The sequence below is a fragment of the Galbibacter orientalis DSM 19592 genome (assembly GCF_000260115.1).
GTDB classification, from domain to species: Bacteria; Bacteroidota; Bacteroidia; order Flavobacteriales; family Flavobacteriaceae; genus Galbibacter; species Galbibacter orientalis.
In genome coordinates this window covers 3,473,612-3,498,720 of the sequence record NZ_JH651379.1, presented here as the reverse complement: position 1 = coordinate 3,498,720, position 25,109 = coordinate 3,473,612, and the positions used below count along the sequence as shown (strand labels likewise).

The following is a 25,109-nucleotide window of genomic DNA, read 5'->3' as shown; positions in this document are numbered from 1 at the left end:
TATTGCGTTCCACAGGGATAGTAATAATGGTAATAAAATATAAGTAGAAACTTTTACAAAATTTAAGCATTATGGATAAAAGACAACTACCGCACGAAAGGATTCGTGCGGCAGCGGGTTTTAATGAGCACGAGTGTGACGCTCGCGCTAGCGGGGGAGTGCATCATTTACGCTAGTAAAAAAGGAGTAGCAAAAGAAATTTCCCTTATTAAATCAAACGTCACCATTTCACTAGCTTTAGAGCATAAAAAAAGAAATAGAAACTTAAAACGTTTACATTTTTATTTCTCTTACCTCTCCAGGCTCTATATTACCTAAAGAAATATCTCCAATACGAACTCTAACTAATCGCAATGTAGGAAAGCCTACTGCAGATGTCATTTTACGAACTTGATGAAATTTACCTTCTGTTAGGATAATACTTACCCAGCTTGTGGGACCGTGCCGTGCATCTCTAATCTTCTTTTTACGTTCAGGAAGCTTTGGAGTAGCTATTTTTTTGGCTCTACATGGCTGCGTTTTATATTTTTCGCCATGCAAACCTATTTTTAGTCCGTTTTGTAATTGTGTTATAGCCTCTTCCGTTATATCTCCATCAACCAAAGCATAATATTCTTTTTCTATTCCACTTCGGTTAATAGTGTCACTCAATTTCCCATCAGTAGTCATGAGTAAAAGTCCTTCAGATTTTTCATCAAGTCTCCCAATAGGCATTATCCCATCAGGGAAATTATAAAGTTCTTTTAAAAATCGTTTTTTTCGAGCCTGACGGAGATCATTACTAGCCATTTGACTAATAATTCCATAAGGTTTATATAATTTAAAATGTAGATGCTTGGTAGTCATTCCTAATTCTTTAATCCTTCATAGAGGGTTTAATTCCTCAAGAATTCATTTTGATGTAAATACTTTTGCGAAGATAGAGATTCACTTAATAAATTAAAGAATTTGTGAATTTTCATAAGAAAACCTCTACAATAAATTTAAAGAGGTTTCTCTATAAACTAAAAATTTTATGGTAATTACTCTTTATTCTTATAGCAAAGCGGTCTTATATCTTTGTGCAAATGCTACTTTTTAATTCTATAAATTATTGAAAATTAATTGGTCTGATTGAATTTATTTGTATGAAATAATAAAACTATTTTATAAGATAACCTATGTTTGTAAAAAATATGGATTCACTTACACAAATAGTATTAGGAGCCGCTGTTGGAGAAGCTGTTCTCGGAAAAAAGATAGGCAATAAGGCTATGTTATATGGTGCTATTGCTGGTACTATTCCAGATTTAGATGTATTGGCAAGTAACTTTACGGATACAGTTACTGCGCTAGAAATGCATCGCGGGTTTACACATTCTATTTTGTTTTCTATAATTTTTGCTCCTATTTTTGGATGGCTTGTCTCTAAATATCAATCCTATAAAGATTTTAAAGGGTGGACTCTTTTATTTTTCTGGGGATTTTTAACACACCCTCTTTTAGACGCCTTTACTACATGGGGAACCCAACTCTTCTGGCCTTTGGATTATAGGGTAGCTTTTAAATCTATCTTTGTTATCGATCCACTATATACGCTTCCTTTTATTGTATTTTTACTACTTACAATGTGTAAGAAACGAAGTTCTAAAAAACGGAGTTTTTATAATAAAATGGGACTAATATTGAGTACGAGCTATTTAATGCTGACCTTAATTTTAAAGTGGGTAACCTACACCAAATTTGAAAACGCTTTGAAAGAACAACATATAGCATATTCCGAAATAGACACCAGACCATCTCCTATGAATACTGTTTTATGGAATGCTAATGTAAATACAAAAGACTCATTTCTCTTAGGTACTTATTCTTTATTCGACTCACAACCAATTACTTTTGAGAGTCGCCCTAAAAATCATGAGCTTATTGAAGCTATTAAAGAAAATGATAAAATGCAGCGGATGATTCATATTTCTAAAGGATGGTATAGTATTTCTGTCCGAGAAAATGAGTTGTTTTTCAACGATTTACGCTTCGGATTAATGAGTTTAGATTCTGAAGCTGAAGATTTTGTTTTTCAGTATAAAATCCAAATCAATAATAACGGATTACTACAATTCTCAGAAACCAAAAAGGGAAGAGATGATGCTCAAAAATTAATGAAAGAGCTTTGGACTAGAATAAAAGGAAATTAATTTTTTGAACAATTTTAATACCAATACTTCCTAACAATCATTTAAATTCTATACTATCATCTTTATTTTTTACTTTCTATCAAATTTCGATTATCGAGTAAAGCTGTAGTAATTTTCTTCCTATAAATGCTGCCTTTGTGAGATATCCATAATTAAATGATTTCTTTTAATATAGATACAATATCTTTGCTGAAATTATATTCATGTCCACACCGTTCTCAAAATTAGGGGTTATTGAGCCTCTTCAGCATAGTTTATTCGATTTAGAAATAAACACTCCCACAGAAATTCAAGAAAAAGCAATCCCTATAATCCTCACTAAAAAGGATGATTTTGTTGGAGTAGCTAAAACTGGAACAGGAAAAACTGCTGCTTTTGGTTTACCTATCCTGCAATTAATTGATACTGAAAAATCTCATATTCAAGCAGTTATTGTAGCCCCAACCAGAGAATTAGGACAGCAGATTTATACAAATTTAGAGTCTTTTGCTACTAATTTACCTACAGTTTCTATTGCATCCATTTGTGGTGGGATTCCTATAAAACCACAAATAGAACGACTTAAAAAGGACACACATATTGTTGTGGCAACTCCTGGGCGTTTGATAGATTTGATTAAGCGAAAAGCAATCGATATTAAAAAAGCTTCTTATTTAGTTTTAGATGAAGCCGACGAAATGGTTACTTCGCTAAAAGAAGGTTTAGATGAAATTGTAGCTGAGCTTCCTAAAAATCGTAGGACAATGCTTTTTACAGCAACAATGCCTGGAACTATAAAACAGCTGATTCAAAATTATATGTCTAAACATGTAATTCAGGTGTCGGTAGATATGGAAACTAGCGGACATCAAGGAATAGATCATAAATACGTAGTGGTAGAACCTATTGAAAAGCTAGAAGTTTTAATGCATTTTCTAAACAGTAAAAATGGAGAACAGGGAATAATTTTCTGTAAAACTAAAGCTGCCGTAAATAAGCTAGCTAAAAACTTAGCTATTAATAAATTTTCTTCGGGGGCATTACATGGGAGCCTTTCTCAGCCTATAAGAGATCGAATTATGGGGCAGTTTAGAGAAGGACATATTAATATTCTAGTAGCTACAGATTTGGCAGCACGTGGAATAGATGTAAAAGATATTTCTTATGTTATAAATTATCATCTTCCAGATACTTTTGAAGCGTATGTACATAGAAGTGGTCGTACTGCAAGAGCAGGAGCAAACGGACTCGCATTGACTGTTTTACAAGAAGAGGAAGTAAGCGAATTAAGTGAATTTGAAAATGAACTAGGGATTACTTTTAAAAAGTTTGAGAAAGCAGACGCTAAAAGTATTGAAGAGAATAACACCCTTTTATGGGCTAAAAAAATATTTAAAACAAAGCCTAACCACACAATATCTCCTGAATTTAGAGAGAAAGTGCATACCGTATTTCATCATTTAACAAAAGAAGAGTTGGTAGATAAGTTACTAGCAAATTACTTAAACCAACAAGCTACACCTACTAAAGAGGTGAATGAAAAGAAACGAAAACCATCTCGAAGCTAGTATACTAGATATTAAAGGTATAAAATAGACAGAAGCCCTTTGGTGAACTCAGAACAGGCTTTGGAGTATTCAAATTTTGATTATCGAGTAAAAAAATTAGTGCTTAAGTTATAAATAATGGCCAATACTATAAAAGATCAACAAGAGATTCTTGAGAAACTGAATATTTATCAGTTAAACGATATGCAAGAAGAAGCTCTTTCAGTAATAAAAAATTCAGTCAACACAATTATTCTTTCTCCTACAGGAACAGGAAAAACATTAGCTTTTTTACTCCCTATACTAGAGAGATTAGATCCTACCTGTGAAGAAGTCCAAGCTCTTATTTTAGTTCCTTCTAGAGAATTGGCTATTCAAATAGAGCAGGTTATTAGAAATATGGGAACTGGCTACAAAGTCAATGCAGTTTATGGAGGTCGCGCTATGTCGAAAGATAAAATTGAATTAAAGCATACTCCCGCTATTCTAATAGGAACTCCAGGGAGAATGTCCGATCATTTTGTACAAGAACGCTTTTCTACTGAACATATTAAAACTTTAGTTTTAGACGAATTTGATAAATCGTTAGAAGTAGGATTTGAAGAAGAAATGAAGGAAATCATAATTGAACTTAATAATTTAGATAGACGCATTTTAACCTCTGCAACACAAGGAGTTAAAATACCTAATTTTGTTAAGTTTCAGAATTCTACAGTTATAAATTATCTAAATAAAGAAGCTTCAAAATTAGCTATAAAAACTGTAATTTCTCCTTCAGGAAAAAGGCTAAAAACGCTATTAGATGTTGTAGAACACGAAGGAAATGAACCTGGAATTATCTTTTGCAATTTAAAAGATAGTATTCAAGAGGTGAGTAATTTTCTTAGTAGGAATCATATTTCTCATGGTTGTTTTCATGGAGGAATGGAGCAAAAAGATAGAGAACGTTCCCTTATAAAATTTAGAAATGGAACTTTTAATGTGTTATTAGCTACCGATTTGGCAGCTCGTGGGATTGATATTCCAGAGATAAAATATATTATCCATTATCAGCTTCCTTTTAATGCTAATGAGTTTACACATAGAAATGGTAGAACTGCACGGGTAAATGCTAAAGGAACAGCCTATGTTTTAAAAGAAGAGAAAGAGAATTTCCCCGATTTTATTAAAAAGACTTCAAATGCGGATATTTCTAAAAAAACACCCATCAAGCCTAATTACTGGCAAACATTATTTGTATCTGGCGGACGGAAAGATAAAATTTCAAAAGGAGATATAGCTGGCTTATTTTTTAAGCAAGGTAATTTAAATAAAGACCAATTAGGTATTATTGAATTAAAGCAAGATTGTACCTTTGTAGCCGTACCAGCTTCTGAAGCTACAAAATTAGTAGAAGCCTTGAATAACAGTAGGTTGAAAAAGAAAAAGGTACGAGTAACTGTTATATAACTCTGTTAATAATAGTTTTAATTATTTAGGATCCATAAGTTTTAAAATTAAATCCCACTACTTTTGTGGAAGGAAAAAAGTATAGATATGCAATCTTTTGACGAATTTAAAATATCAAACCAATTACAGTATGCAATAGAGGATTTAGGCTTTGAAAATCCTACGCCAATCCAAGAAAAAGCATTTCCAGTGGTAATGTCTGGAAAAGATGTTATTGGAATAGCACAAACGGGAACAGGAAAAACTTTTGCATATATGCTCCCTATCCTTCAGGGATTAAAATTTTCTAAACAAGTAAATCCTCGTGTATTGGTAATGGTTCCAACAAGAGAACTTGTGGTACAAGTGGTAGAAGAGATTGCTAAGTTTAGTAAATACATGAATATTAGGGTTGAAGGAGTTTATGGAGGGACAAATATAAACCGTCAAAAAGAAGCTTTAGCGCAAGGAACCGATATCATTGTAGCAACTCCTGGACGTTTATACGATTTGGTAATTAGTAGAGCTGTACAGTTAAAAGCCGTAAAAAAACTAGTTATTGATGAAGTAGATGTAATGCTGGATTTAGGTTTTAGATTTCAATTAAATAATATTTTTGAATTATTACCAGAGCGCCGTCAAAACATCATGTTTTCGGCTACTATGACCGATGAAATAGAAACTTTAATTCAGGATTTCTTCCGAGGAACAGAAAAAGTATCGGTTGCTGTTAGTGGTACACCGCTGGAAAACATTGACCAAAGTTGCTATAGTGTTCCTAACTTTTATACCAAAATTAATTTGCTTCATCATATCTTAAAAGATAAGGAAGTTTTCAAAAAAGTATTGGTTTTTGTCTCCAATAAAAAAAGTGCTGACTTATTATACACCGTACTTACCGAGAATTTTAAGGATGATGTTTGTGTAATTCACTCTAATAAGACCCAAAATTATAGATTGCGCTCTATTGAGGAGTTTGAAGAGGGTGTTCATAGAATACTTGTTACTACAGATGTTATGGCTCGTGGCTTGGATCTAGATAAAATATCTCACGTTTTTAATTTTGATACGCCAGCTTTTCCAGAAAATTATATGCATCGTATTGGTAGAACCGGTAGAGCAGAGGAGAAGGGAAGTGCTATTTTATTTTTTACTGAAAAGGAAAAAGAAAATAAAGAGGCTATTGAGGAATTAATGAAAATGGAAATCCCTCAGCATGATTTCCCTGAGGAAGTTGAAGTTTCAAAACAATTAACTTCAGAAGAGCAACCCAGAGTTATAGAACCTGATAATCCACATAAACGTCTGGATGAAGATGCTCCTGGAGCTAGTTTTCATGAAAAAAAGGAGAAAAATAAAAAAACAAATCAAGGAGGTTCTTACAGAAGAACTATAAAACAGAAATATAAAAAACCTAAAACAAGAGGCGATAAAAACTACAATCAGCGTAATAAAAAGAAGAAAAAATAATTGAAGAAAAATAATTAATGAAAGCAGCTTCTAATAAAGTACTTATTGTACTTGCCTTTATTGCTATTTATGTAATTTGGGGTTCTACTTATTTCTTAAATAAAATTGCAGTTACTGAACTTCCTCCATTTATGTTGGCTGGATTACGCTTTGTAACAGCAGGAATTATAGCATTTATTATTGCTAAATCCATAGGATTAGATATTAAAGTTTCTAAAAAACAGTTTATAAATACTTCCATTGCTGGTTTCTTATTTTTAGCAATTGGAAATGGCTTTGTAGTATGGGCTTTAAAGTATGTAGATAGCGGTTTTGCTGCCTTAGAAATGTCTGCTCAGCCTTTGATTGTATTACTTTTACTACGAATTTTAGAGGGTAAGAAAATAAAATTCATGTCGTTTATAGGCGTAGGCTTAGGAATCTTAGGGATTTACTTATTGGTAAGTCAAAATACCGTTAGTAATAAAGAAAACAGCTTAGTAGGAATAGGGGTTATCTTTCTTTGTATGATTAGTTGGGCCTATGCCAGTATTTTTGTTTCTAAAGCAAAATTACCTAAGCACTTTTTTGTAAATTCTGCCTACCAAATGTTTATGGGTGGGATTTTTCTACTCACGTTAAGTTTGACTTTAGGAGAGCAGTGGACAGCTCCAAACACTTGGCAAACAGATACTCAATTGGCGTTATTAGCATTAATTTTACTTGGAAGTATCGTTGCTTTTACTTCCTTTAATTACTTACTAAGGGTAGTCTCTCCAGAAAAAGTAGCAACATCAACCTATGTAAATCCAATTATAGCTTTATTTCTAGGATGGTTCTTTTTAGAAGAACATATTACTCTACAATCTATAATAGCGGCTGCAATACTACTTACTGGGGTTTATTTTATCAATACTAAAAAAACACTTCTTATATTCTCTCGATTCTCTAGTAAAATAGGGAAGAAGTATAGAGAGGAAATGTAATTTTATAAATAGTATTAAGTAGTTAGTATAAAGTATTAAGATTTTTAGTTTGCCACGAATTCACAACTATTTTTTGAGTAAATCTGTGAATTCGTGACTAAAATTTATATGGTAGCAGGGTTTTAGATCATATCTGCGACCAGTAATTATATCTTTACTATCATTTTCCCTTTGTTTTTCCCTTCAAATAAATCTAAAAAGGCTTGTGGGATATTATCAAATCCATCTACAATAGTTTCTTTATAAGTGAGTTTGTTTTCTGCTAACCATTGTCCTAGTTGTTGCCCAGCTTCTGGAAACTTATCTTGGTAATTGGATACAATAAATCCTTGCATTAAGGCACTATTTTTAATTAAAAATGGCTGAACACTAACACCTTTCGGAACAGAAGTTTCGTTATAAACAGAAATAGCTCCACAAATAATCATACGTGCAAATTTATTGATGCTAAATAATACAGCGTCGGATATTTCTCCACCCACATTATCAAAATAAATATCTACACCATTAGGACAGGCTTCTTTAATGGCTGCCTTCATATCTTTAATGGTGTTGTAATTAATCCCTTCATCATAACCAAACTCCGATTTTAAAAGGTTGATCTTTTCATCGCTTCCCGCAATTCCAACTACACGAAGTCCTAATATTTTCCCTATCTGCCCTACAACACTTCCTACAGCACCAGCAGCTCCAGAAACCAACAAGGTTTCTCCTTCTTTAGGTTTCCCAATTTCTGTGAGTCCTAAATATGCGGTAAGTCCTGTCATTCCAAGTATTCCTAAATAAGCAGATAATGGTGCCTGGTTAGCATCTACTTTTCTAATTTCTTTTATCTTTTCTGAAGAAATTATCTGCTCTTCTTTCCAATCTAATATTCCAGAAATATAATCTCCTTCTTGGAAATCTTTATTTTTGGAAGCTACAACTTTAGCTACTATTCCAGACGTAATTGGTTTTCCTAATTCAAAAGGAGGGACATACGACTTAGCGTCGCTCATTCTTCCTCTTAAGTAAGGGTCTACAGATACATATTCTGACTTTATTTGTAGGTCGCCATCCTTTAAATCTACTATATCTTCATTTTTAAATTTAAAATCTGATAAGGTTGGAGTTCCTACTGGGCGCTTATCTAATACTATTACTTTACTCATAATTTTAATTTTTTTCATCTTAAAAACAACAGCAATAATTTACTCTTTTCGCAATAATCTGAAAAATATTAAAGTATATTTCTTTGTTAAATTAAAAGCTTTATTCACTTCCTTTTTAGTGTTTAGAATTTAAATAAATAAGCTATAAAACTATTTATAACTAATTCACTTTTAATCAAATAACAGTATTAATGTCCCTTATAGCTTTATGAAAGCGTTAATGTTTGATTTTCATTAGTAATAATTACTAAAAATTTATTAATTTAAACCAAATTCTGTGTTTAGCTATAATTACAGAATTCAGACTAAAACAAAAAAAAGAACCTATGCCTGATTACAAACTTAACATCAATGGAGAATCTCATACTATAAATGTGGAGGAAACCACACCTATGTTATGGGTTTTAAGAGACCATCTTCAATTTGTAGGAACAAAATTTGGTTGCGGAATTGCTCAATGTGGGGCATGCACTATACATATTGAAGGAGTGGCAGTAAGATCTTGTCAATTACCAGTATCTGCAGTTGGAGAACAAAAGATAACAACCATAGAAGGTTTATCGGAAAAAGGAGATCACCCTGTACAAAAAGCATGGATTGAACATGATGTTCCGCAATGTGGTTATTGCCAAGCAGGACAAATTATGTCGGCTGCTTCCTTATTAAATAGTAATCCCAATCCTACAGATGAAGATATTGACGAAGCTATGAATGGGAATATTTGTCGTTGTGGCACTTATACTCGCATTAAAGCAGCAATTAAAACAGCCGCTTCTAATTAAGTTAGTTTTAAAACTAAGCAACAACCTCAGGTAGAATTTACGAGGTAGTCAAAGGAGAATAATTTAATCCATTTAGACGTAGAGCCCTATGGTAAACCCAAGACAGGCTCTAGGGAATTAAACCCTCAATGAGGGATTCAAATAAAAAATATTAACTCATTTCGATGTAAGCATCGGGGAGTTAGCCCTCCAAGAGGGTTTAAACTTTAAAATCTACAGCACGTGTCACTTATAAAAACATCATACGGAAGAAGGTCTTTTTTAAAGACTTCAGCATTAGCAGGAGGAGGAATGGTCATTGGATTTAGTTGGCTTGCCTCATGCAAACCCTCTCCAGAGGAAATTGCTAACTTACCAAAAGAATGGTTTGAAATTAACGGATTTCTAAAAATAGGAGATAATGGAATGGCAACTATTATGTCTCCAAACCCAGAAATAGGTCAGAATGTAAAAACATCGATGCCTATGATTGTTGCGGAAGAATTAGACATTGCTTGGAATAACGTAATTGTAGAACAAGCGCCGTTAAACACTAAAATATACACCAACCAATTAGCAGGGGGGAGTCAGTCTATCCGCCAAGGATGGGATGGGTTAAGAATGGCTGGAGCTACAGCAAGACACATGCTAAAACAGGCAGCCGCTCAAAAATGGGAAGTTCCCTTAGAAGAAATTACTACAGAAAATGGAGTTATTCATCATAAAAAGAGCGATCAATCTCTTGGTTATGGAGAAGTAGCCTCTCTAGCTGCTACTCTGGAAGTTCCTAAAGAAGTAGCACTTAAAGAACTTGATGAATTTAGTATTATAGGAACTGCTACCAGAAACGTAGATGGCGAAAAGATAGTTACAGGGAAACCATTATTTGGAATCGACCAGTATAAAGAAGGGATGTTAATTGCAATGATAGTACATCCGCCAGCATTTGGAATGAAATTAAAGTCTTTTGACGCTTCAGAAGTTAAAAAAATGCCTGGAATAAAAGATGTTTTCAGCATTAAAACTTATGAAGATGGGTTTAATAAAAGTATGTTTGATGCCGATGCTTTTCCTGAATTAGTAGTGGTTGTAGGAAATTCTACTTGGGAAGTTATGAATGCCAAAAAAGCATTAAAAACTAGCTGGGAGCCTTTTGAAGGTTATGAAGATGTATTTGCCAACTTTTCTGGAGATGGAACTTTCTCTAAGTCTGTACCTGCAGGAGCAGAGAATACAGAGTCTCATATGGAAAAAATGGAGGAGCTTTCTACCAAACTAGCAAAAGAAGTACGGAAAGATGGGGATCCTGAAAAAGCTTTTAAAAAGGCTGCTAAAATAATAGAACGTAGTTATACAGCACCATTTTTAGCGCATAATACTATGGAACCCATGAATTTTTATGCGGATGTTACTGCAGATAAAGCAGTACTAAGCGGACCTATTCAGACTCCAGAATTTATGGAAAAATCTGTTGCTGCTAGAATAGGACTCCCATTAGAAAAAATAGACTTACAAATGACACGCCAAGGAGGTGGTTTTGGAAGAAGACTTTATGGGCATTTTGTTGTGGAAGCTGCGGCCATCTCCCAAAAAATGAAATCTCCTATTAAATTAGTATATACCCGAGAAGACGATATGACTTTTGGGAACTATCGTCCAGCTTATCACGCTAGATATAGAGCTGCTTTAGATGAAAATAACAATATTATAGGATTTCATGTTCGCGCAGGAGGAATCCCTGAGAGTCCGCTTTTTGCTAATAGATTCCCTGCTGGAGCAATTGATAATTACTTGGCAGAATCGTGGGAAATAGCTTCTAATATTTCTGTAGGAGCTTTTAGAGCGCCACGCTCAAACTTTATTGCAGGTGCCGAACAATCGTTTTTAGATGAAGTTGCCGAAGCAATGGGGAAAGACCCGTTTGATTTCCGATTGGAACTTTTAGAACGTGCTACCACAAATCCGGTAGGAGAAAAGAATGATTATGATGCTAAACGTTATGCTGGAGTATTGGAATTAGTACGAGAAAAATCTAATTGGTCGCCAGAAAGTACCAATAATACCTATAGAGGGGTTTCAGCATATTTTTGTCATAACTCTTATGTTGCCAATGTTTTAGAAATGGTAATGGAAAAGGAAACTCCTGTAGTTAAAAAGGTGTATTGTGCTGTAGATTGTGGGATTGTAGTAAATCCAATTGCAGCTACAAATATGGTTGAAGGTGGAACTGTAGATGGAATAGGGCATGCTATGTATAGCGGACTTACTTTTAAAGATGGAAAACCTATACAGACAAATTTTGATCGTTATAGAATGATTCGTCATAAAGAGGCTCCAAAAGAAATAGAAGTTCATTTTGTACAAAATAAGGAACATCCAACTGGATTAGGAGAACCTCCTTTCCCTCCAATTATGGGATCGTTGGCTAATGCATTATACAAAGCTACTGGACAACGTCATTACAATCAACCCTATATAACACAAAAGAAAGTGGTAAGTTAGGCATCTAGGCAGTAGGCAGTAGGCAGTAGGCAGTAGGCAGTAGGCAGTAGGCAGTAGGCAGTAGGCAGTAGGCAGTAGGCAGTAGGCAAAGAAAAATTTTTTTGAAACATCACAACAATATAACTCAATAACTTATTAACTTTTTTAACTCAAAGGGGCAAAGTTGTAAATGTGTTAATTTGAAGATTTGAAAATGTGGAAATGAAATGAAGACCGAAGTCGGGAGGCTATATGCTATTTGCTGTAAGCAGTGTTCAATGTTCAATAAGCAGTTTTTTCTTTGTAACATCGTAACTGCATAACAGCGTAACTTTTTACTTCGGGCTTCGGACTTCCAACTTCTTTCTTTTTCAATCAAGAGTCAGGAATCAAGAGTCAAGAAAAATCTATACTCTCTTCTCTTTATTCTATATTCTTTATACTAATTTGAAGATTTGAAAATGTAGGAATAAGAAATAAGTCGGAGGACTGAAGACCGAAGTCGGGAGGCTTTATGCTTTAAGCTATTTGCTGTAAGCAGTTTTTTCTTTGTAACATCGTAACTACATAACAGCGTAACTTTTTACTTCGGGCTTCGGACTTCCAACTTCTTTCTTTTTCAATCAAGAGTCAGGAATCAAGAGTCAAGAAAAATCTATACTCTCTTCTCTTTATTCTATATTCTTTATACTAATTTGAAGATTTGAAAATGTAGGAATAAGAAATAAGTCAGAAGACTGAAGACCGAAGTCGGAAGGCTTTATGCTATAAGCTATACGCTGTAAGCAGTTTTTTCTTTTTAACTCAAAGTGACAAAGAGGCAAAGGTTCAGAGGGGTAAAGTTTTAAATTTGTGAATGAGTTAATTAGATGATTTGAAGATAAAAAAGGTTTGAAGGCAGAAGTCCGAAGTCAGGAGGCTTTATGCTATAAGCTATTTGCTGTAAGCAGTTTTTTTTATTTTCAGAAAAATCATTCTTCCTTATTTTTATTCTTGTTTCCTTTAACTCATTAACTTTTTTACATTCCTGACTCTTGATTGAAAATGTATGCCTACTGAACATTGAACACTGCATTCTATCTTCAGACTTCCGACTTCTTCAATCCTTCAATCCTTCAATTTTTCAATTTTTCAATTTTTCAATATAAAGGAAAGTATTCAGTTGTCAGTTTTTTCCTTGTAACTCCACCATACTATAAAAAACTTTTGGAGGGTTCCGTTGGGGAATTTAATCCAACATAAAGGAGCCATTTTTTGAGCTATTAACTCTCTTATAATTATAGAAAATTGAGAGTATGTTTGCCAAGCTACATTAGAATGAACTTCTACGAGCCAATTTTTCTTTGAAGGGATATAAAATTTACAATCTTTAAACCGATCGATTTCTGTATGATTGATATAAAAACCGCTTAAGCAAGCTTCATTTAACGTTTTAAACTCAACTTGCCTCTTAGTATACGGAATAAATAATTGAGCTTTAAAAAGGACTCGTTGCTCTATAGTTTCTGCTTTTAAATTTAAAGCTTCTAAAGCTGTTTTTGCATGTATATTATAGAGTAGGGGAAGTTGCTTTTCTTTTAGTTTGGTAAGTTTCTTTAAAAGGGTGTCGTTTCTATTTGGACCAATCCAATGTTCTATTTCTGAGGTTCCTACATTTTCATCATATAAATAAAACTTATATATAATTTCTAAATGAATAGGCTTTTCATCATATTCTAGAATACAATCAAACTCTCCTATGGTTTGCTTTCCATTTTGAACTTGAAAATTCTCTAAGAGAACATTAATAAATTCATATTGAGATAACTGCGTACTAACAAATTGTTCTACCAACTTTCCCAAACGCAAATTACTAGCTGTTACTCTATTAAAAACAGCTGTAGCTACCATTGGTAAATACAGCTGTTTCAAACCATATAATTTAGTCTGTTCCCATAACAAAGGCGTATTTAAATAGCCTTGGTATTGGAGTTGTATGTTTTTAGATTTAGTATCCATAACCACAAAAATAGTATTAAGTATATAGTACTAAGTATTAAGAAGTTTTTTTTTGCCACGAATACACTAATTAATTTTTATTACTATTATTCATTATTAACAGGGAAATATATTAGTGAATTTGTGACTGAAACCACAAAAATAATATTAAGAAGTTTTTTGTCACGAATACACTAATTAATTTTTATTACTATTATCCATTATTAACAGGGAAATACATTAGTGAATTTGTGGCTCAAACCACAAAAATAGTATTAAGAAGTTTTTTTGCCACGAATACACTAATTAATTTTTATTACTATTATCATTATTAACAGGGAAATACATTAGTGAATTTGTGACTGAAATTTATAGAAACTATAAAGAATGTACTACTATTCTATGTCCAATAAACATAAGTAATGTTCTTGAAATAAAATTATTTTATACTTTTATTCAATATTTAAAAAATCAACATATCATGACCCAAAAACAGATCCTTCAATTTATATTCTTTTTAGTAGTATTTACAAGCTTTAGTAACGTACTCACAGCACAAAGTTTAAAACAGGTAAAACCTGAAGAAGTAGGTTTTTCTACTGAAAGACTTACATACCTTACAAAAACATTTCAGCAATATTCAAAAGACAAAGAATTAGCAGGATCGGTAATTTTAGTAGCAAGGCATGGTAAAGTAGCTTATTTTGAAGCAGATGGGTATCAAGATGTAACACAAAATATCCCGATGCAGAAAAATTCTATGTTCAGAATAGCCTCTCAAACAAAAGCTATAGTAAGTGTAGGAATTATGATGTTGCAAGAAGAAGGAAAATTATTAATATCGGATCCTGTAGGAAAATATATTCCAGAATTTAAAGAAACAACGGTAGCGGTAGCAAAAGAAGATGGAAGTTATGATGTAGTAGCTGCTAAACGCCCAATTACAATTCACGATTTACTTACGCATACCTCTGGAGTTGGTTATGGTGGAGGTGTAGCAGCCAAGGAATGGGAGAAAGCAGGAATTCAGGGTTGGTATTTTGCTGATAGAAAAGAACCTATCCAAGAAACCGTAAAGAAAATGGCAAGTTTACCTTTTGAAGCACAACCTGGAGAAAAATTTGTATATGGTTACAATACAGATATTTTAGGAGCTATAATCGAAATTGTTTCTGGAAGTAATTTGGATAATTTTTTACATACCAAAATTCTTAACCCGCTACAGATGGGCGACACCTATTTCTATGTACCAGCGGATAAAAGTAAGCGCGTAGCAACTGTATATTCGGCTACGGAAGATGGAATTGAAAAAGCTCCTGTAGAAGGTACTATGGTTTCTCAAGGTAATTATGTTAGCGGACCAAAAACGAGTTTTTCTGGTGGCGCTGGACTTGTAAGTACTGCAAACGATTATGCCCGATTTCTACAGATGATGCTAAATAAAGGAACGCTAGATGGTCAACGTATATTATCTAGAAAATCGGTGGAATTAATGACCACCAATAATTTATCAGAAGCTAAATTTACCACTACAGGAGCCGTAGGATTTGGTTTAGGGTTTACTGTTTTAGAAGATTTAGGAAAAAGAGGAACCTTAGGCTCGGTAGGAGAGTACGGTTGGGGAGGCGCATACCATTCTACGTATTGGGTGGATCCTGCTGAAGACCTATTAGTAGTTTATTTTACACAATTAATTCCTGCTAACGGTTTGGACGACCACGATAAACTTAGAGCTTTAATTTATCAAGCTATAGAAGATTAATTTCTCCTCACAGAAGAGTTAAATTCTACTTGATGATTCTCTTTTTTAATACGTTTTAGGTAAAAAATAGAGCTGTTTACGTAAAAAATAGAAGTTTTTACGTTGCCTAACGTAAACGCATACGTATAGAACCCGTTGTGCATTTAGAAAAAGTTGTGCAAACTGCTAAAATGCAGTAAATTGTAGTAACCACACTATAATTTATATGCACAACTTTCAAGCAAATTACGACAAAATCCTCAAGGTTTTAAAAGAATTGGATTGTAAAATGGATTATTTACATCAAATCCGTAAACCTAAATTAAGAGATAAAGAGCTTATAGCTATTGATTTAACATCAGAATATATGAGTGTTGATAGTGAATGCCAGCTTTTTCGAATGTTACCTGCTGGTCTATCCAGCAAAATAGAGCGCAGTGTCTACAATAGAAGAAAGCGTAAGTTGTTTTCTTTTAGAGAATCACTTCGCAAGGCATTAGTGAGAAAGTTGAATAAATCTGAGCATTGTTATATTGTTGACAGTATGCCGTTAGAGGTCTGTAAATTATCAAGAAGCGCTAGAAGTAAGATATGTAAAGAACAAAACTACAGTCTGCCCGAAAAAGGATATTGTGCAAGTCAATCAAGCCATTATTATGGATATAAATTACATGCTGTCTGTTCTGCTCAGGGTGTTATCGAAAGTATGGATATTAGTCCAGCCTCTGTGCACGATATTAATTATTTAAAGGATATAAAGCATCAATTAAGTGATTGCATATTACTTGGTGATAAAGGGTATTTGTCGGCTGAATATCAATTGAATTTATTTGAATATCATAATATTAGACTTGAAACCCCTATGAGAACAAACCAGCATAACTATAGGGAGCAGCCGTACGTTTTTAAGAAATCCAGAAAGCGTATTGAAACATTGTTTTCTCAACTTTGCGACCAATTTATGATTCGAAGGAATTATGCTAAATCTTTTGAGGGATTCAAAAACAGAATATTATCTAAGATTACGGCTATGACGGTCATTCAATATATAAACATATTTGAATTCAACAGAAATATCAATAACCTAAAAATCAATATTGCCTAAATGCACAACGGGTGTATAGAGGTTAAATTTATACGTCTGTAACGTATACGTTTAGGTAGCGAACGTATATTTTTACGTATCGATACGTAAACGGATATAGTATTAAGAGTATTATAAGTATTAAGAAATTATATCCGTGTATTTGTAGCTGAAATAGTATTAAGTATCAAGAAGAAACTCTTCTATATGTCACTAATTCACAAATTAGCAGAAAGGAATTATAGATTTGTGAATTAGTGGCTTAAATTAATAGAAATGAAAATCTTGTTATTCTTCAATATTCTGATTGTTACTTTTTTTGGTACGTGGGAAAAACTGTTTTAATTCGGTTAGCTTTTCAGAGTATCCACTGTCTTGGGCATTCTTTTTATACTGTGTATAGTTATAATCTATTAAAGAATCTTGGAAATTATCATAATCGTGAAGCTTTTTGGTACTCTCCAACTGATATACCACACTAGAAAGCGATTGTATTTGACTTTCTAAAAATGCACGCATATCATAATCTGCTCTAAACTCAACCCAATCCACATCTGGCGACCGCAAGCTAGGACTCTCATCAGAATAAGATTTAACCTTATTAACAAAAAGCTTATTTACCTCATTAATAGATCCGTATTTTAAACGTTCTTCCTCATTTAAAGCTGCTACTTTCCCTTCTATTAACGCCATCAAACTGTTAACTCCATTACGGATTTCTACTCTGTCTTCCTCAGAAAACTTACTTTGAATTACATTTTTCATATCTAAATATTATTAAATTAATACTAACTGTAATGTAGTAAATAATGCTAATTAACTAGATTTTTTACGAAATTGTTTTTGAATTGATAAAAGGAGGAGGAAGGGGGTGCAGTTTTACCCATACACTTTAAATTAAACCCGAAATATGCATTAGGATTCGTAGTGAAGGTTTACTTAGGAATTCAAAAAAACATCCTTTGATAATTCAGTATATTTAGATGATTATATAAATAAATTTAGCTATGAAAGAAATATATGGAAAAAAAGTAGTCCAAAATATTCAGAAATGATTATGGAAATATATGAGCAGTTTGATGATAGCTTACCTGAAAAATGGACAACAGTACAGGTGTTTGAAATATGTATAGAAGCATGGAATTTAGCCTTAAAGAAAGGAGTTATTGGAGATAAAATGTTTAAAGATATGCTTAGCAGGCATAAACAAGGGAAAGTTGTAAACAAAATGATAAATTATAAAAATAAACATTTTAAAGAATTCTCAATTGTTGATTTCAGTACAACTAATAACATACTGCAAATTAAAAGTCAACCTCCAGAAGAATATTTTAAAAATATGATTATAAATAGCTTGGTAACTATTAAAAAAGGAAAGAAATAACAATAGAACTTTATAATAAAGATTTTGGATTGCACTATAATGCTGATTTTTCTTTTAAAAGTTTTCTTGCAAAGCTTCTTATACTACAGTTAATGGAACACTTTTTATGAGACGACGTAGGAGGGAAGCATAATGTGTGTGGAATGGGAATTAACTGTTATATAGCTTATTTACATTGCTTTTGTATGTTTGTCCAATAGGAATTCTATGCTCGTTTATTAAAATACGATTACCTTCTATAAATTTAATTTTATCTGTAGCTACAAGAAACGATTTATGAACTCTTAAAAAATTATCTTTCTTTAAAATAGATTCGTAGTACGATATTTTTTCGTGACTAATAATCATTTCGTTCTTTAAAAAAAGTTTGGTGTAGTTACCATAAGCTTCAATATATAGCAAATCATTCAAATCTATTTGATGGTGTTTTTTATCACCTTTTACAAAGAATCTCATAGAAGTTTTAGAAGCAACTTCTTTTGTAATAGTTTTTAAAGCCTGGGATTCAGAAACTTTATTTACAGCTTTTACTAATCGATCTAAACTAAAAGGCTTTAAAATATAATCTACAACGTTTAATTCAAAACCTTCAATTGCATGTTCTTTATAAGCCGTTGTAACTATGGTTTTTGGAGGATTTGATAATGTTTTTAAAAAATCTAAACCTTTTAATTTAGGCATATTAATATCCAAAAACATAAAATCGACAGTATTTTCATTTAGATACTGCATGGCATCCATAGCGCTGTAACAATTTTTTTCTAATTGTAAATGCGGTAACATACTACAAAACTCTTCAATTATTTCATGAGCCAACGGTTCGTCATCAATAATTATATACTTAAGCATGTTTAGCAATCTTTAAGGTTGTTATATATAGATTGTTTGACACATCAACTTTTAACTCATGTTTGTTTTTATATAATAAAGATAATCTTCTTTTTAAATTTTGTAAGCCTATTCCCTTTGATAAACTAATTTCATTGGGATCAAAATTATTTTCAATTGAAAAAATAATAAAATCTGTTTCTTCATTTAAGTTAATATGTACAAAAGCGTTTTCAGCTAAAGTTTCAATTCCATGTTTAAAGGCATTTTCTAAAAGAATAATGTACAACAAAGGTGCAATAGTTAAACTGGTATCCACATCATGATTAAACGTAATCTCTACAGATTTTTTATAACGTATTTTATGTAATTCAATGTAATTGTTTAAATATTCTATTTCGTCTTTAATCTTTACCATGTCCTTTTCACCTTCATAAATAGTATAACGCATCATATCAGATAATTTTAAAATGACTTCTGGTGCTTTTTCAGATTGTTTTACGGTTAAGGCATACAAGTTATTTAGGGTATTGAAGAAAAAATGAGGATTTATCTGCGTTCTTAAAAGTGAAAGTTCAGTTTTAGATTTTTCAGCTTTTAAATTTCTAAACCATTTCCACTGTTCGTACACCCAAACGAAAAATAATACCGGAATGGGTAAAAAGAACACGTAAAATGGAAACTCTTTTTTAATTTCTAAATAGGCTTCTAAACCACCAGAAAATAACCTTAAATAAAGAAAATATATAAATAGTGGTATATAAATAAGCGCAATGAGTTTCCAATATTTATTTATAAATGTAGGAATCAGTAAATACACAACACCAATCCAAAACCCCATTAATAGTATAAAAGTCACTGGATTATCTGGCATATCCATCAAAGTATCTACACCTAATGCTACGATAAAAACAACAATCAGCACTATAACCTTAAGTATGGTAGCACCTTTACGCTTTAAATAGTTATAATTATGAATAGGCAATGCTATGACCCACCACCAAAACAGTGTAATTAATATTACTTCAAGTGGCTCATCTTCAGGAATATTTATAACACCAAAATAATCCAACATATAAAATATAGGTATAATAATTAGTGCTATTAAAAAGGCTCTGTTTTTTTTGATGTACTCAACCATACAGCAAAAGTAAGTATGTAATCATGTATTAACAAGAAAGTTGGTAGACACTACTAAAATTAACACCAACACTATAATTTTTAGCATGAAATAGGATTCATACAGCTTTTCATGTTTTTTGACTTCATATAATCAGCTTACATCATATAAATTATAAAGGAGGCTTTCTTCAATTTATGTTTGTCTCAAATTAAAACTAAAATAGCACATCAATTACAAATCGACAGATATGAATACATTACAAATCAATAATTTAAGCAAGATCTATCCTAATGGCGTTAAGGCATTAAACGACATTAATTTGGAAATCACCGATGGCATGTTTGGATTATTAGGCGCAAATGGAGCTGGCAAGTCTTCCTTAATGCGAACCATTGCATCACTACAAGAACCAACTTCAGGAAGTATTTCTTTTAACGATTCTGATATCATAAAAAAGCCTGAACATGTTAGACAGCATTTGGGTTATTTACCTCAAGAGTTTGGTGTATATCCTAAAATTTCAGCAGAAAAATTACTCAATCATTTGGCGATTTTAAAAGGTATAGTAGACAAAAAACAGCGTAAGAACCAGGTAACAGCCTTGTTACAGCAAGTGAATCTCTATCAACACAGAAAAAAATCGGTATATACCTTTTCTGGAGGCATGCGTCAACGCTTTGGGATTGCACAAGCCTTATTAGGAAATCCGCAAGTAATTATTGTGGATGAGCCAACAGCTGGTTTAGATCCTGAAGAAAGCAATCGATTTTTGAATTTATTGAGCGAAATAGGGGAGAACGTTATTGTTATTTTATCGACACATATTGTTGAAGATGTTAGAAACTTGTGTCCTAAAATGGCCATATTATCTAATGGTGAAATTATTTCTGAAGGAAACCCAAAAGATTTAGTGACGAGTATTGAAGGCAAAATATGGACAAAGATAGTACCTAAAAAAGACATTGAAGTATACAAAAACACCTTTGATGTTATCTCAACAAAATTAGTTGCAGGTGACACCCAAATTAGAGTATTGTCTGATAAAAAACCAGAAGAAGGTTTTCAATTAATTACTCCCAATTTAGAAGATTTTTATTTCACTACACTTTTTAATAATCCAACAAAAAAACAATAAGTTATGTTTACGCAATTATTAAAATTTGAAGTTTTTTATCAAGTAAAACAGCGCGCATTCCCCATATTTGCCATCTTATTTTTATTCTTGGGAATTTTTGTTGGTAGGCAAGGGTTTGCACCAACTGAAGTTGATTATAATTCAGTTTATCAAGTATATTTTCATACAAGTTTATTTACATTAGGGAGTGTATTTATTATCATGTTCTTTGCCATTAGTGCCATGCTTCGCGATAAGCAGCACAATATGGAATTGCTTATTTACAGTTCTTCTATACAAAAGGCATATTACTTTTGGAGCCGGTTTTTAGGTACATTTATATTTAGCATTTTAGCTTTTACGCCATTTATTTTAGGCTATATCTTAGGAAACTATTTTTCTGATTTGGATGTAGAACGTTTAGGTGATTTTCAATTACTGACCTATGTTCAACCATGGCTATACATTGTTGTACCAAATCTATTTATATGTTCAGCGATCATATTTTCTGTAAGTGCCATAACAAAAAATAGTATAGCAACTTATGTAAGTGCCGTATTTGTTTACATGTTATATTTTATTTGTTCTCTATTTTTAAATTCGCCTTTATTAGCACAATCTATTCCCGCGTCACCAGAAGCTATGGCTTTTGCAGCAATTGCAGACCCTTTTGGTGTGGCTGCTTTTTTTGAGCAAACACAATATTGGACACCTTTTCAAAAAAACTCACAATTACTATCGTTTTCCGGATTGTTTTTATGGAATAGATTGATTTGGATAGTAGTTGGTTTGGGAATATTACTTGGAACCTACAGCTTATTTTCCTTTCGAAAAATCACTAAAAAAGTAAAAAAAGCTAAAAGATCTATAAACAAAAATACTCAATTAGTAGCTTATAAACCTTTACAGACAACACATAATTTTAAAGCACAGTATTTAGCCTTTTTCTCATTATTAAAAATAGAGTTAACTAGTGTTTTTAAAAGTTTACCATTTATAGCCGTATTAATTATGTGGTTAGCTATTGTGTTTTCAGAATTGTATAGTACCGTTATTAGTGGTGGAGAATATGGTGTAAGCCAATACCCATTTACAAATCAACTTATAAGTTTAATAGTAAATCCGTTAACGCTTTTCAGTCTCATTTTAATCATTTTTTATAGTGCCGAAATTGTTTGGAAAGAACATAGCCTAAACTTTAATCTAATTGTAGATGCGGTACCAACAAAAAATAGCGTGTTCTTTCTCTCTAAGTTCTTTGCCATTTTATTGTTACCAGTTATTCTAATTACCACTGGAATTATTACGTGTATGCTATTTCAGTTAAGTTTAAACTACACAAATTTTGAGTTTAATCTATACGCTTCTTTATTTTATCATTACGGATTACAACTTGCTGTATTCAGTATGATTGCCTTGTTTGTTAACAGTTTGGCAAAAAGTAAATATTTAGGCATGGGAATCTTCGGCTTGATTGTATTGGGAAGCCTAAAATCCAGCACTATTGGATTAGAACATCCATTAACAAGCCTTGGATTTATGCCACGAGTTTTCTATACAAACATGAATGGTTTTTATGGTGGTTTAAGACTATTCAATCATTTAGCTATGTATTGGTTATCCTTTGGATTGTTGCTGGTATTCGTCTCTTTTAAAATATGGAATAGAGGCGTAGTGGCTAACTTTTCAACGAAACTCAAGCAATTTATAAACGGTTATACAACTATTCAAAAGGTATCCTTTTCATTTTTAATTTTAGTGTTTATTGGTTTCGGAAGTCTGATTTTTTACAATATGAATATTGTTTCAGATTATGAAACCACAGCTGATAATTTAGATTTTAAAGAGCACTATGAAAAAAAGTTCAAACGGTATGAAGACTTAGTGCGACCATTTCCAACGTCAAGAAAAACGGAAGTTGCAATTTTTCCAGAGGAAAGGCATTATACCGTAACAGCGGATTATATATTGAAAAATGGAAATGTCAAACCCTTATCAAAGGTATTTGTAACAGAGCGCCTTCCGTTAGAGTCTATAACTATTGAAAACGCAAATTTAGTAACATACGACAGTATTTATGGCATTTATATATTTCACTTTAAAAAACCGTTACAACCCAATGATTCTGTACGCTATAATTTTGAATTGAAGCATAAGTTGAAGGGGTACGAAGTAGATAAAACGATTGTGAAAAACGGAACATATATTACGCATAGAGATTTTGAGCCTATGTTGGGTTACAGTTCTAGTCTAGAAATAACGAACAACATTGAACGTGAAAAACGTAATTTACCGAAACGTGAAAAAGAAAATAGTACAGACCAACATATTGCACTTGAAGATTTTAATAGTGAAAAAATAAACTTTGAAACCATTGTTTCTACAAGTATTAACCAGATGGCTTTGAGTTCTGGTAGCTTGGTAAAACAATGGTCAGAAAATAATAGGAACTATTTTCATTATAAAACCAAGAATAAAGTCATACCAATGATTGCCTATTTTTCAGCCTACTATAAAACCAAAAAAGTGGATTATAAAGGCATTTCTATAGAGCAATATTATGATGCAGCACATGCATTTAATATTGAAGACATTGAAAATAGTACCAAACAAACCATAGATTATTGTGAGGAAAACTTTGGAGACTATGCTTTTGACCATGTTAGAATAGCAGAAATTCCGTCACATTGGTCCTTTGGTGGATTTGCACACCCAGGAGTGATAAGTATGGTTGAAGACCGATTGTTTCTAGCAGATGTTAGAAATGATGAGACTTTCAATTTGGTTGCCAAAAGGACCATTCATGAAGTAGCACATCAATATTGGGGACATACCTTGTCTGCAAAACCAGTTGCAGGTGGATCTATTTTTGTAGAGGGCTTTGCAAAATATACCGAAGCCGTTGTCATGGAAAAAATGTATGGAAAAGCTGCTGTTTATGAGTTAAGCGAAAATGCAAGAAGGCGTTATTTTTCTGGTCGCTCGTTTGCAAGCGACCCGGAACCACCAGTTTATAAAGTTCTTGGTCAAGGCTATATTTCTTATGGAAAAGCTTTAAATGTTATGTTAGCATTGCGAGATCTTATTGGTGAGAATCAGCTTAACCAAGTTATAAAAGCCCTAACCGATAGACACCGAAGTAGTTCCAAATTAGAAGCAAATACCATTGAATTTTTAGAAATGATTTATCAAGAAACGCCAAAAGAATCCCATCATTTACTTGAAGATTGGTTTAAAAAAGTAATCACCTACGACTTAAGCATTGAGGAGAGTTCGTATATAGCATTAGAAAATGGAACTTATGAGATTATAGCGACTATAAAATCAAAGCGTTTTGAGACTTTAAGCAATGGAGAAATAATTGAAGTAGGAATTAATGAACCTGTTAAATTAGGAATATTCATAACACATCCTTCTTTAGTTAAAGATGATAGCTCTGTATTATACTATCAGTCGAAACAAATTAATAAAGAGATCACTGAAGTTAAGTTTATAGTAAATGAAATTCCTAATTATATTGCTATTGATCCTTATGGAACCCGATCTGATGAAAATTTAGTTGATAATATATTTAGATTTTAATAAAAGAAAGGTTAGCTTTTATTTTGGCGTTGGCAAGCGTTGGATAATTATTCGCTAATTATTATTGTTTTTTAAATGTGCTCATGAATGCTATGCATTTGTGTTATAAGTAAATTGTTAGAGCAATTTGATTTTATAAAACAATCGAGCGCTTGGTAGTGGCTATTTTACATTACGGCTAATTATAGATACATAATGTTTTAAAAAACTCTGCGAAGCAAACCGCTTAATAGTTTAATGACCCAAGTTCCTATTTATTCTTATGAAAACAAATGCTTCTGGGATATTTTACATAATACTACATTATAGCTATCAAATGG

18 protein-coding genes are annotated in these 25,109 nt (G+C 32.4%); 12 read left to right on the top strand and 6 right to left on the bottom strand.

What is annotated here, in order from left to right; genetic code table 11:
- Positions 1 to 273: 273 nt before the first annotated feature.
- Positions 274 to 846, bottom strand: coding sequence for a pseudouridine synthase (locus tag JOOMADRAFT_RS15325; protein ID WP_008614958.1), 573 nt, complete (start codon positions 844 to 846; stop codon positions 274 to 276).
- A gap of 329 nt (positions 847 to 1,175) precedes the next feature.
- Between JOOMADRAFT_RS15325 and JOOMADRAFT_RS15320 the strand changes: the two genes are divergently transcribed.
- The 5 genes from JOOMADRAFT_RS15320 (at position 1,176) to JOOMADRAFT_RS15300 (ending at position 7,563) form a co-directional block, all read left to right on the top strand.
- On the top strand, positions 1,176 to 2,174 hold the full coding sequence (locus JOOMADRAFT_RS15320; protein ID WP_040880142.1) for a metal-dependent hydrolase: 999 nt from the start codon (positions 1,176 to 1,178) through the stop codon (positions 2,172 to 2,174).
- Positions 2,175 to 2,377: 203 nt separating this feature from the next.
- On the top strand, positions 2,378 to 3,721 hold the full coding sequence (locus JOOMADRAFT_RS15315) for a DEAD/DEAH box helicase (RefSeq protein WP_008614956.1): 1,344 nt from the start codon (positions 2,378 to 2,380) through the stop codon (positions 3,719 to 3,721).
- A gap of 117 nt (positions 3,722 to 3,838) precedes the next feature.
- Positions 3,839 to 5,149: a DEAD/DEAH box helicase gene (locus JOOMADRAFT_RS15310; protein ID WP_008614955.1), complete on the top strand. Its 1,311-nt coding sequence runs from the start codon at positions 3,839 to 3,841 to the stop codon at positions 5,147 to 5,149.
- 87 nt (positions 5,150 to 5,236) lie between these two features.
- The gene (locus JOOMADRAFT_RS15305; protein ID WP_040879776.1) at positions 5,237 to 6,598 is read left to right on the top strand and encodes a DEAD/DEAH box helicase; all 1,362 of its coding nucleotides are present in this window, start codon (positions 5,237 to 5,239) and stop codon (positions 6,596 to 6,598) included.
- Positions 6,599 to 6,615: 17 nt separating this feature from the next.
- Positions 6,616 to 7,563 (top strand): EamA family transporter, encoded by a 948-nt coding sequence (locus JOOMADRAFT_RS15300; protein WP_008614944.1) that lies wholly within the window; start codon positions 6,616 to 6,618, stop codon positions 7,561 to 7,563.
- Positions 7,564 to 7,709: 146 nt separating this feature from the next.
- Here the strand turns inward: JOOMADRAFT_RS15300 and JOOMADRAFT_RS15295 are convergent, their stop codons facing one another.
- A complete protein-coding gene (locus JOOMADRAFT_RS15295; RefSeq protein WP_008614939.1) occupies positions 7,710 to 8,714 on the bottom strand; it encodes an NADP-dependent oxidoreductase in 1,005 nt (334 codons plus the stop codon).
- A 326-nt stretch (positions 8,715 to 9,040) separates the two neighbouring features.
- Here JOOMADRAFT_RS15295 and JOOMADRAFT_RS15290 point away from each other — a divergent pair, with 326 nt between their 5' ends.
- The gene (locus JOOMADRAFT_RS15290) at positions 9,041 to 9,496 is read left to right on the top strand and encodes a (2Fe-2S)-binding protein (RefSeq protein WP_008614937.1); all 456 of its coding nucleotides are present in this window, start codon (positions 9,041 to 9,043) and stop codon (positions 9,494 to 9,496) included.
- Positions 9,497 to 9,718: 222 nt separating this feature from the next.
- Entirely contained in the window at positions 9,719 to 11,977 is a 2,259-nt protein-coding gene (locus JOOMADRAFT_RS15285; RefSeq protein ID WP_008614935.1) for a xanthine dehydrogenase family protein molybdopterin-binding subunit, read from the top strand.
- A 1,137-nt stretch (positions 11,978 to 13,114) separates the two neighbouring features.
- Here the strand turns inward: JOOMADRAFT_RS15285 and JOOMADRAFT_RS15280 are convergent.
- Complete coding sequence (locus JOOMADRAFT_RS15280) at positions 13,115 to 13,954, bottom strand: DUF1853 family protein (protein ID WP_008614933.1); 840 nt, start codon at positions 13,952 to 13,954, stop codon at positions 13,115 to 13,117.
- A gap of 460 nt (positions 13,955 to 14,414) precedes the next feature.
- Between JOOMADRAFT_RS15280 and JOOMADRAFT_RS15275 the strand changes: the two genes are divergently transcribed.
- Both JOOMADRAFT_RS15275 and JOOMADRAFT_RS15270 read left to right on the top strand, forming a co-directional pair.
- Positions 14,415 to 15,695 (top strand): serine hydrolase domain-containing protein, encoded by a 1,281-nt coding sequence (locus tag JOOMADRAFT_RS15275; protein ID WP_008614931.1) that lies wholly within the window; start codon positions 14,415 to 14,417, stop codon positions 15,693 to 15,695.
- Positions 15,696 to 15,900: 205 nt separating this feature from the next.
- A complete protein-coding gene (locus JOOMADRAFT_RS15270; protein WP_008610872.1) occupies positions 15,901 to 16,779 on the top strand; it encodes an IS982 family transposase in 879 nt (292 codons plus the stop codon).
- Positions 16,780 to 17,046: 267 nt separating this feature from the next.
- Here the strand turns inward: JOOMADRAFT_RS15270 and JOOMADRAFT_RS15265 are convergent, their stop codons facing one another.
- Entirely contained in the window at positions 17,047 to 17,523 is a 477-nt protein-coding gene (locus JOOMADRAFT_RS15265) for a hypothetical protein (RefSeq protein WP_008614929.1), read from the bottom strand.
- A 286-nt stretch (positions 17,524 to 17,809) separates the two neighbouring features.
- Here JOOMADRAFT_RS15265 and JOOMADRAFT_RS15260 point away from each other — a divergent pair, with 286 nt between their 5' ends.
- Positions 17,810 to 18,142 carry a hypothetical protein gene (locus JOOMADRAFT_RS15260; protein WP_008614926.1) on the top strand — a complete coding sequence of 111 codons (333 nt, stop codon included), beginning with the start codon at positions 17,810 to 17,812 and terminating at the stop codon, positions 18,140 to 18,142.
- A gap of 150 nt (positions 18,143 to 18,292) precedes the next feature.
- Here the strand turns inward: JOOMADRAFT_RS15260 and JOOMADRAFT_RS15255 are convergent, their stop codons facing one another.
- Positions 18,293 to 18,991 (bottom strand): LytR/AlgR family response regulator transcription factor, encoded by a 699-nt coding sequence (locus tag JOOMADRAFT_RS15255; protein ID WP_008614924.1) that lies wholly within the window; start codon positions 18,989 to 18,991, stop codon positions 18,293 to 18,295.
- Positions 18,984 to 20,045 (bottom strand): sensor histidine kinase, encoded by a 1,062-nt coding sequence (locus JOOMADRAFT_RS15250; protein WP_245547683.1) that lies wholly within the window; start codon positions 20,043 to 20,045, stop codon positions 18,984 to 18,986. Before JOOMADRAFT_RS15250 ends, JOOMADRAFT_RS15255 begins: the two co-directional genes overlap by 8 nt.
- A 295-nt stretch (positions 20,046 to 20,340) precedes the next feature.
- Between JOOMADRAFT_RS15250 and JOOMADRAFT_RS15245 the strand changes: the two genes are divergently transcribed.
- Both JOOMADRAFT_RS15245 and JOOMADRAFT_RS15240 read left to right on the top strand, forming a co-directional pair.
- The gene (locus JOOMADRAFT_RS15245; RefSeq protein ID WP_008614921.1) at positions 20,341 to 21,228 is read left to right on the top strand and encodes an ABC transporter ATP-binding protein; all 888 of its coding nucleotides are present in this window, start codon (positions 20,341 to 20,343) and stop codon (positions 21,226 to 21,228) included.
- Between the two features lie 3 nt (positions 21,229 to 21,231).
- Positions 21,232 to 24,789: an ABC transporter permease/M1 family aminopeptidase gene (locus tag JOOMADRAFT_RS15240; RefSeq protein WP_008614920.1), complete on the top strand. Its 3,558-nt coding sequence runs from the start codon at positions 21,232 to 21,234 to the stop codon at positions 24,787 to 24,789.
- The last annotated feature ends 320 nt before the right edge of the window (positions 24,790 to 25,109 follow it).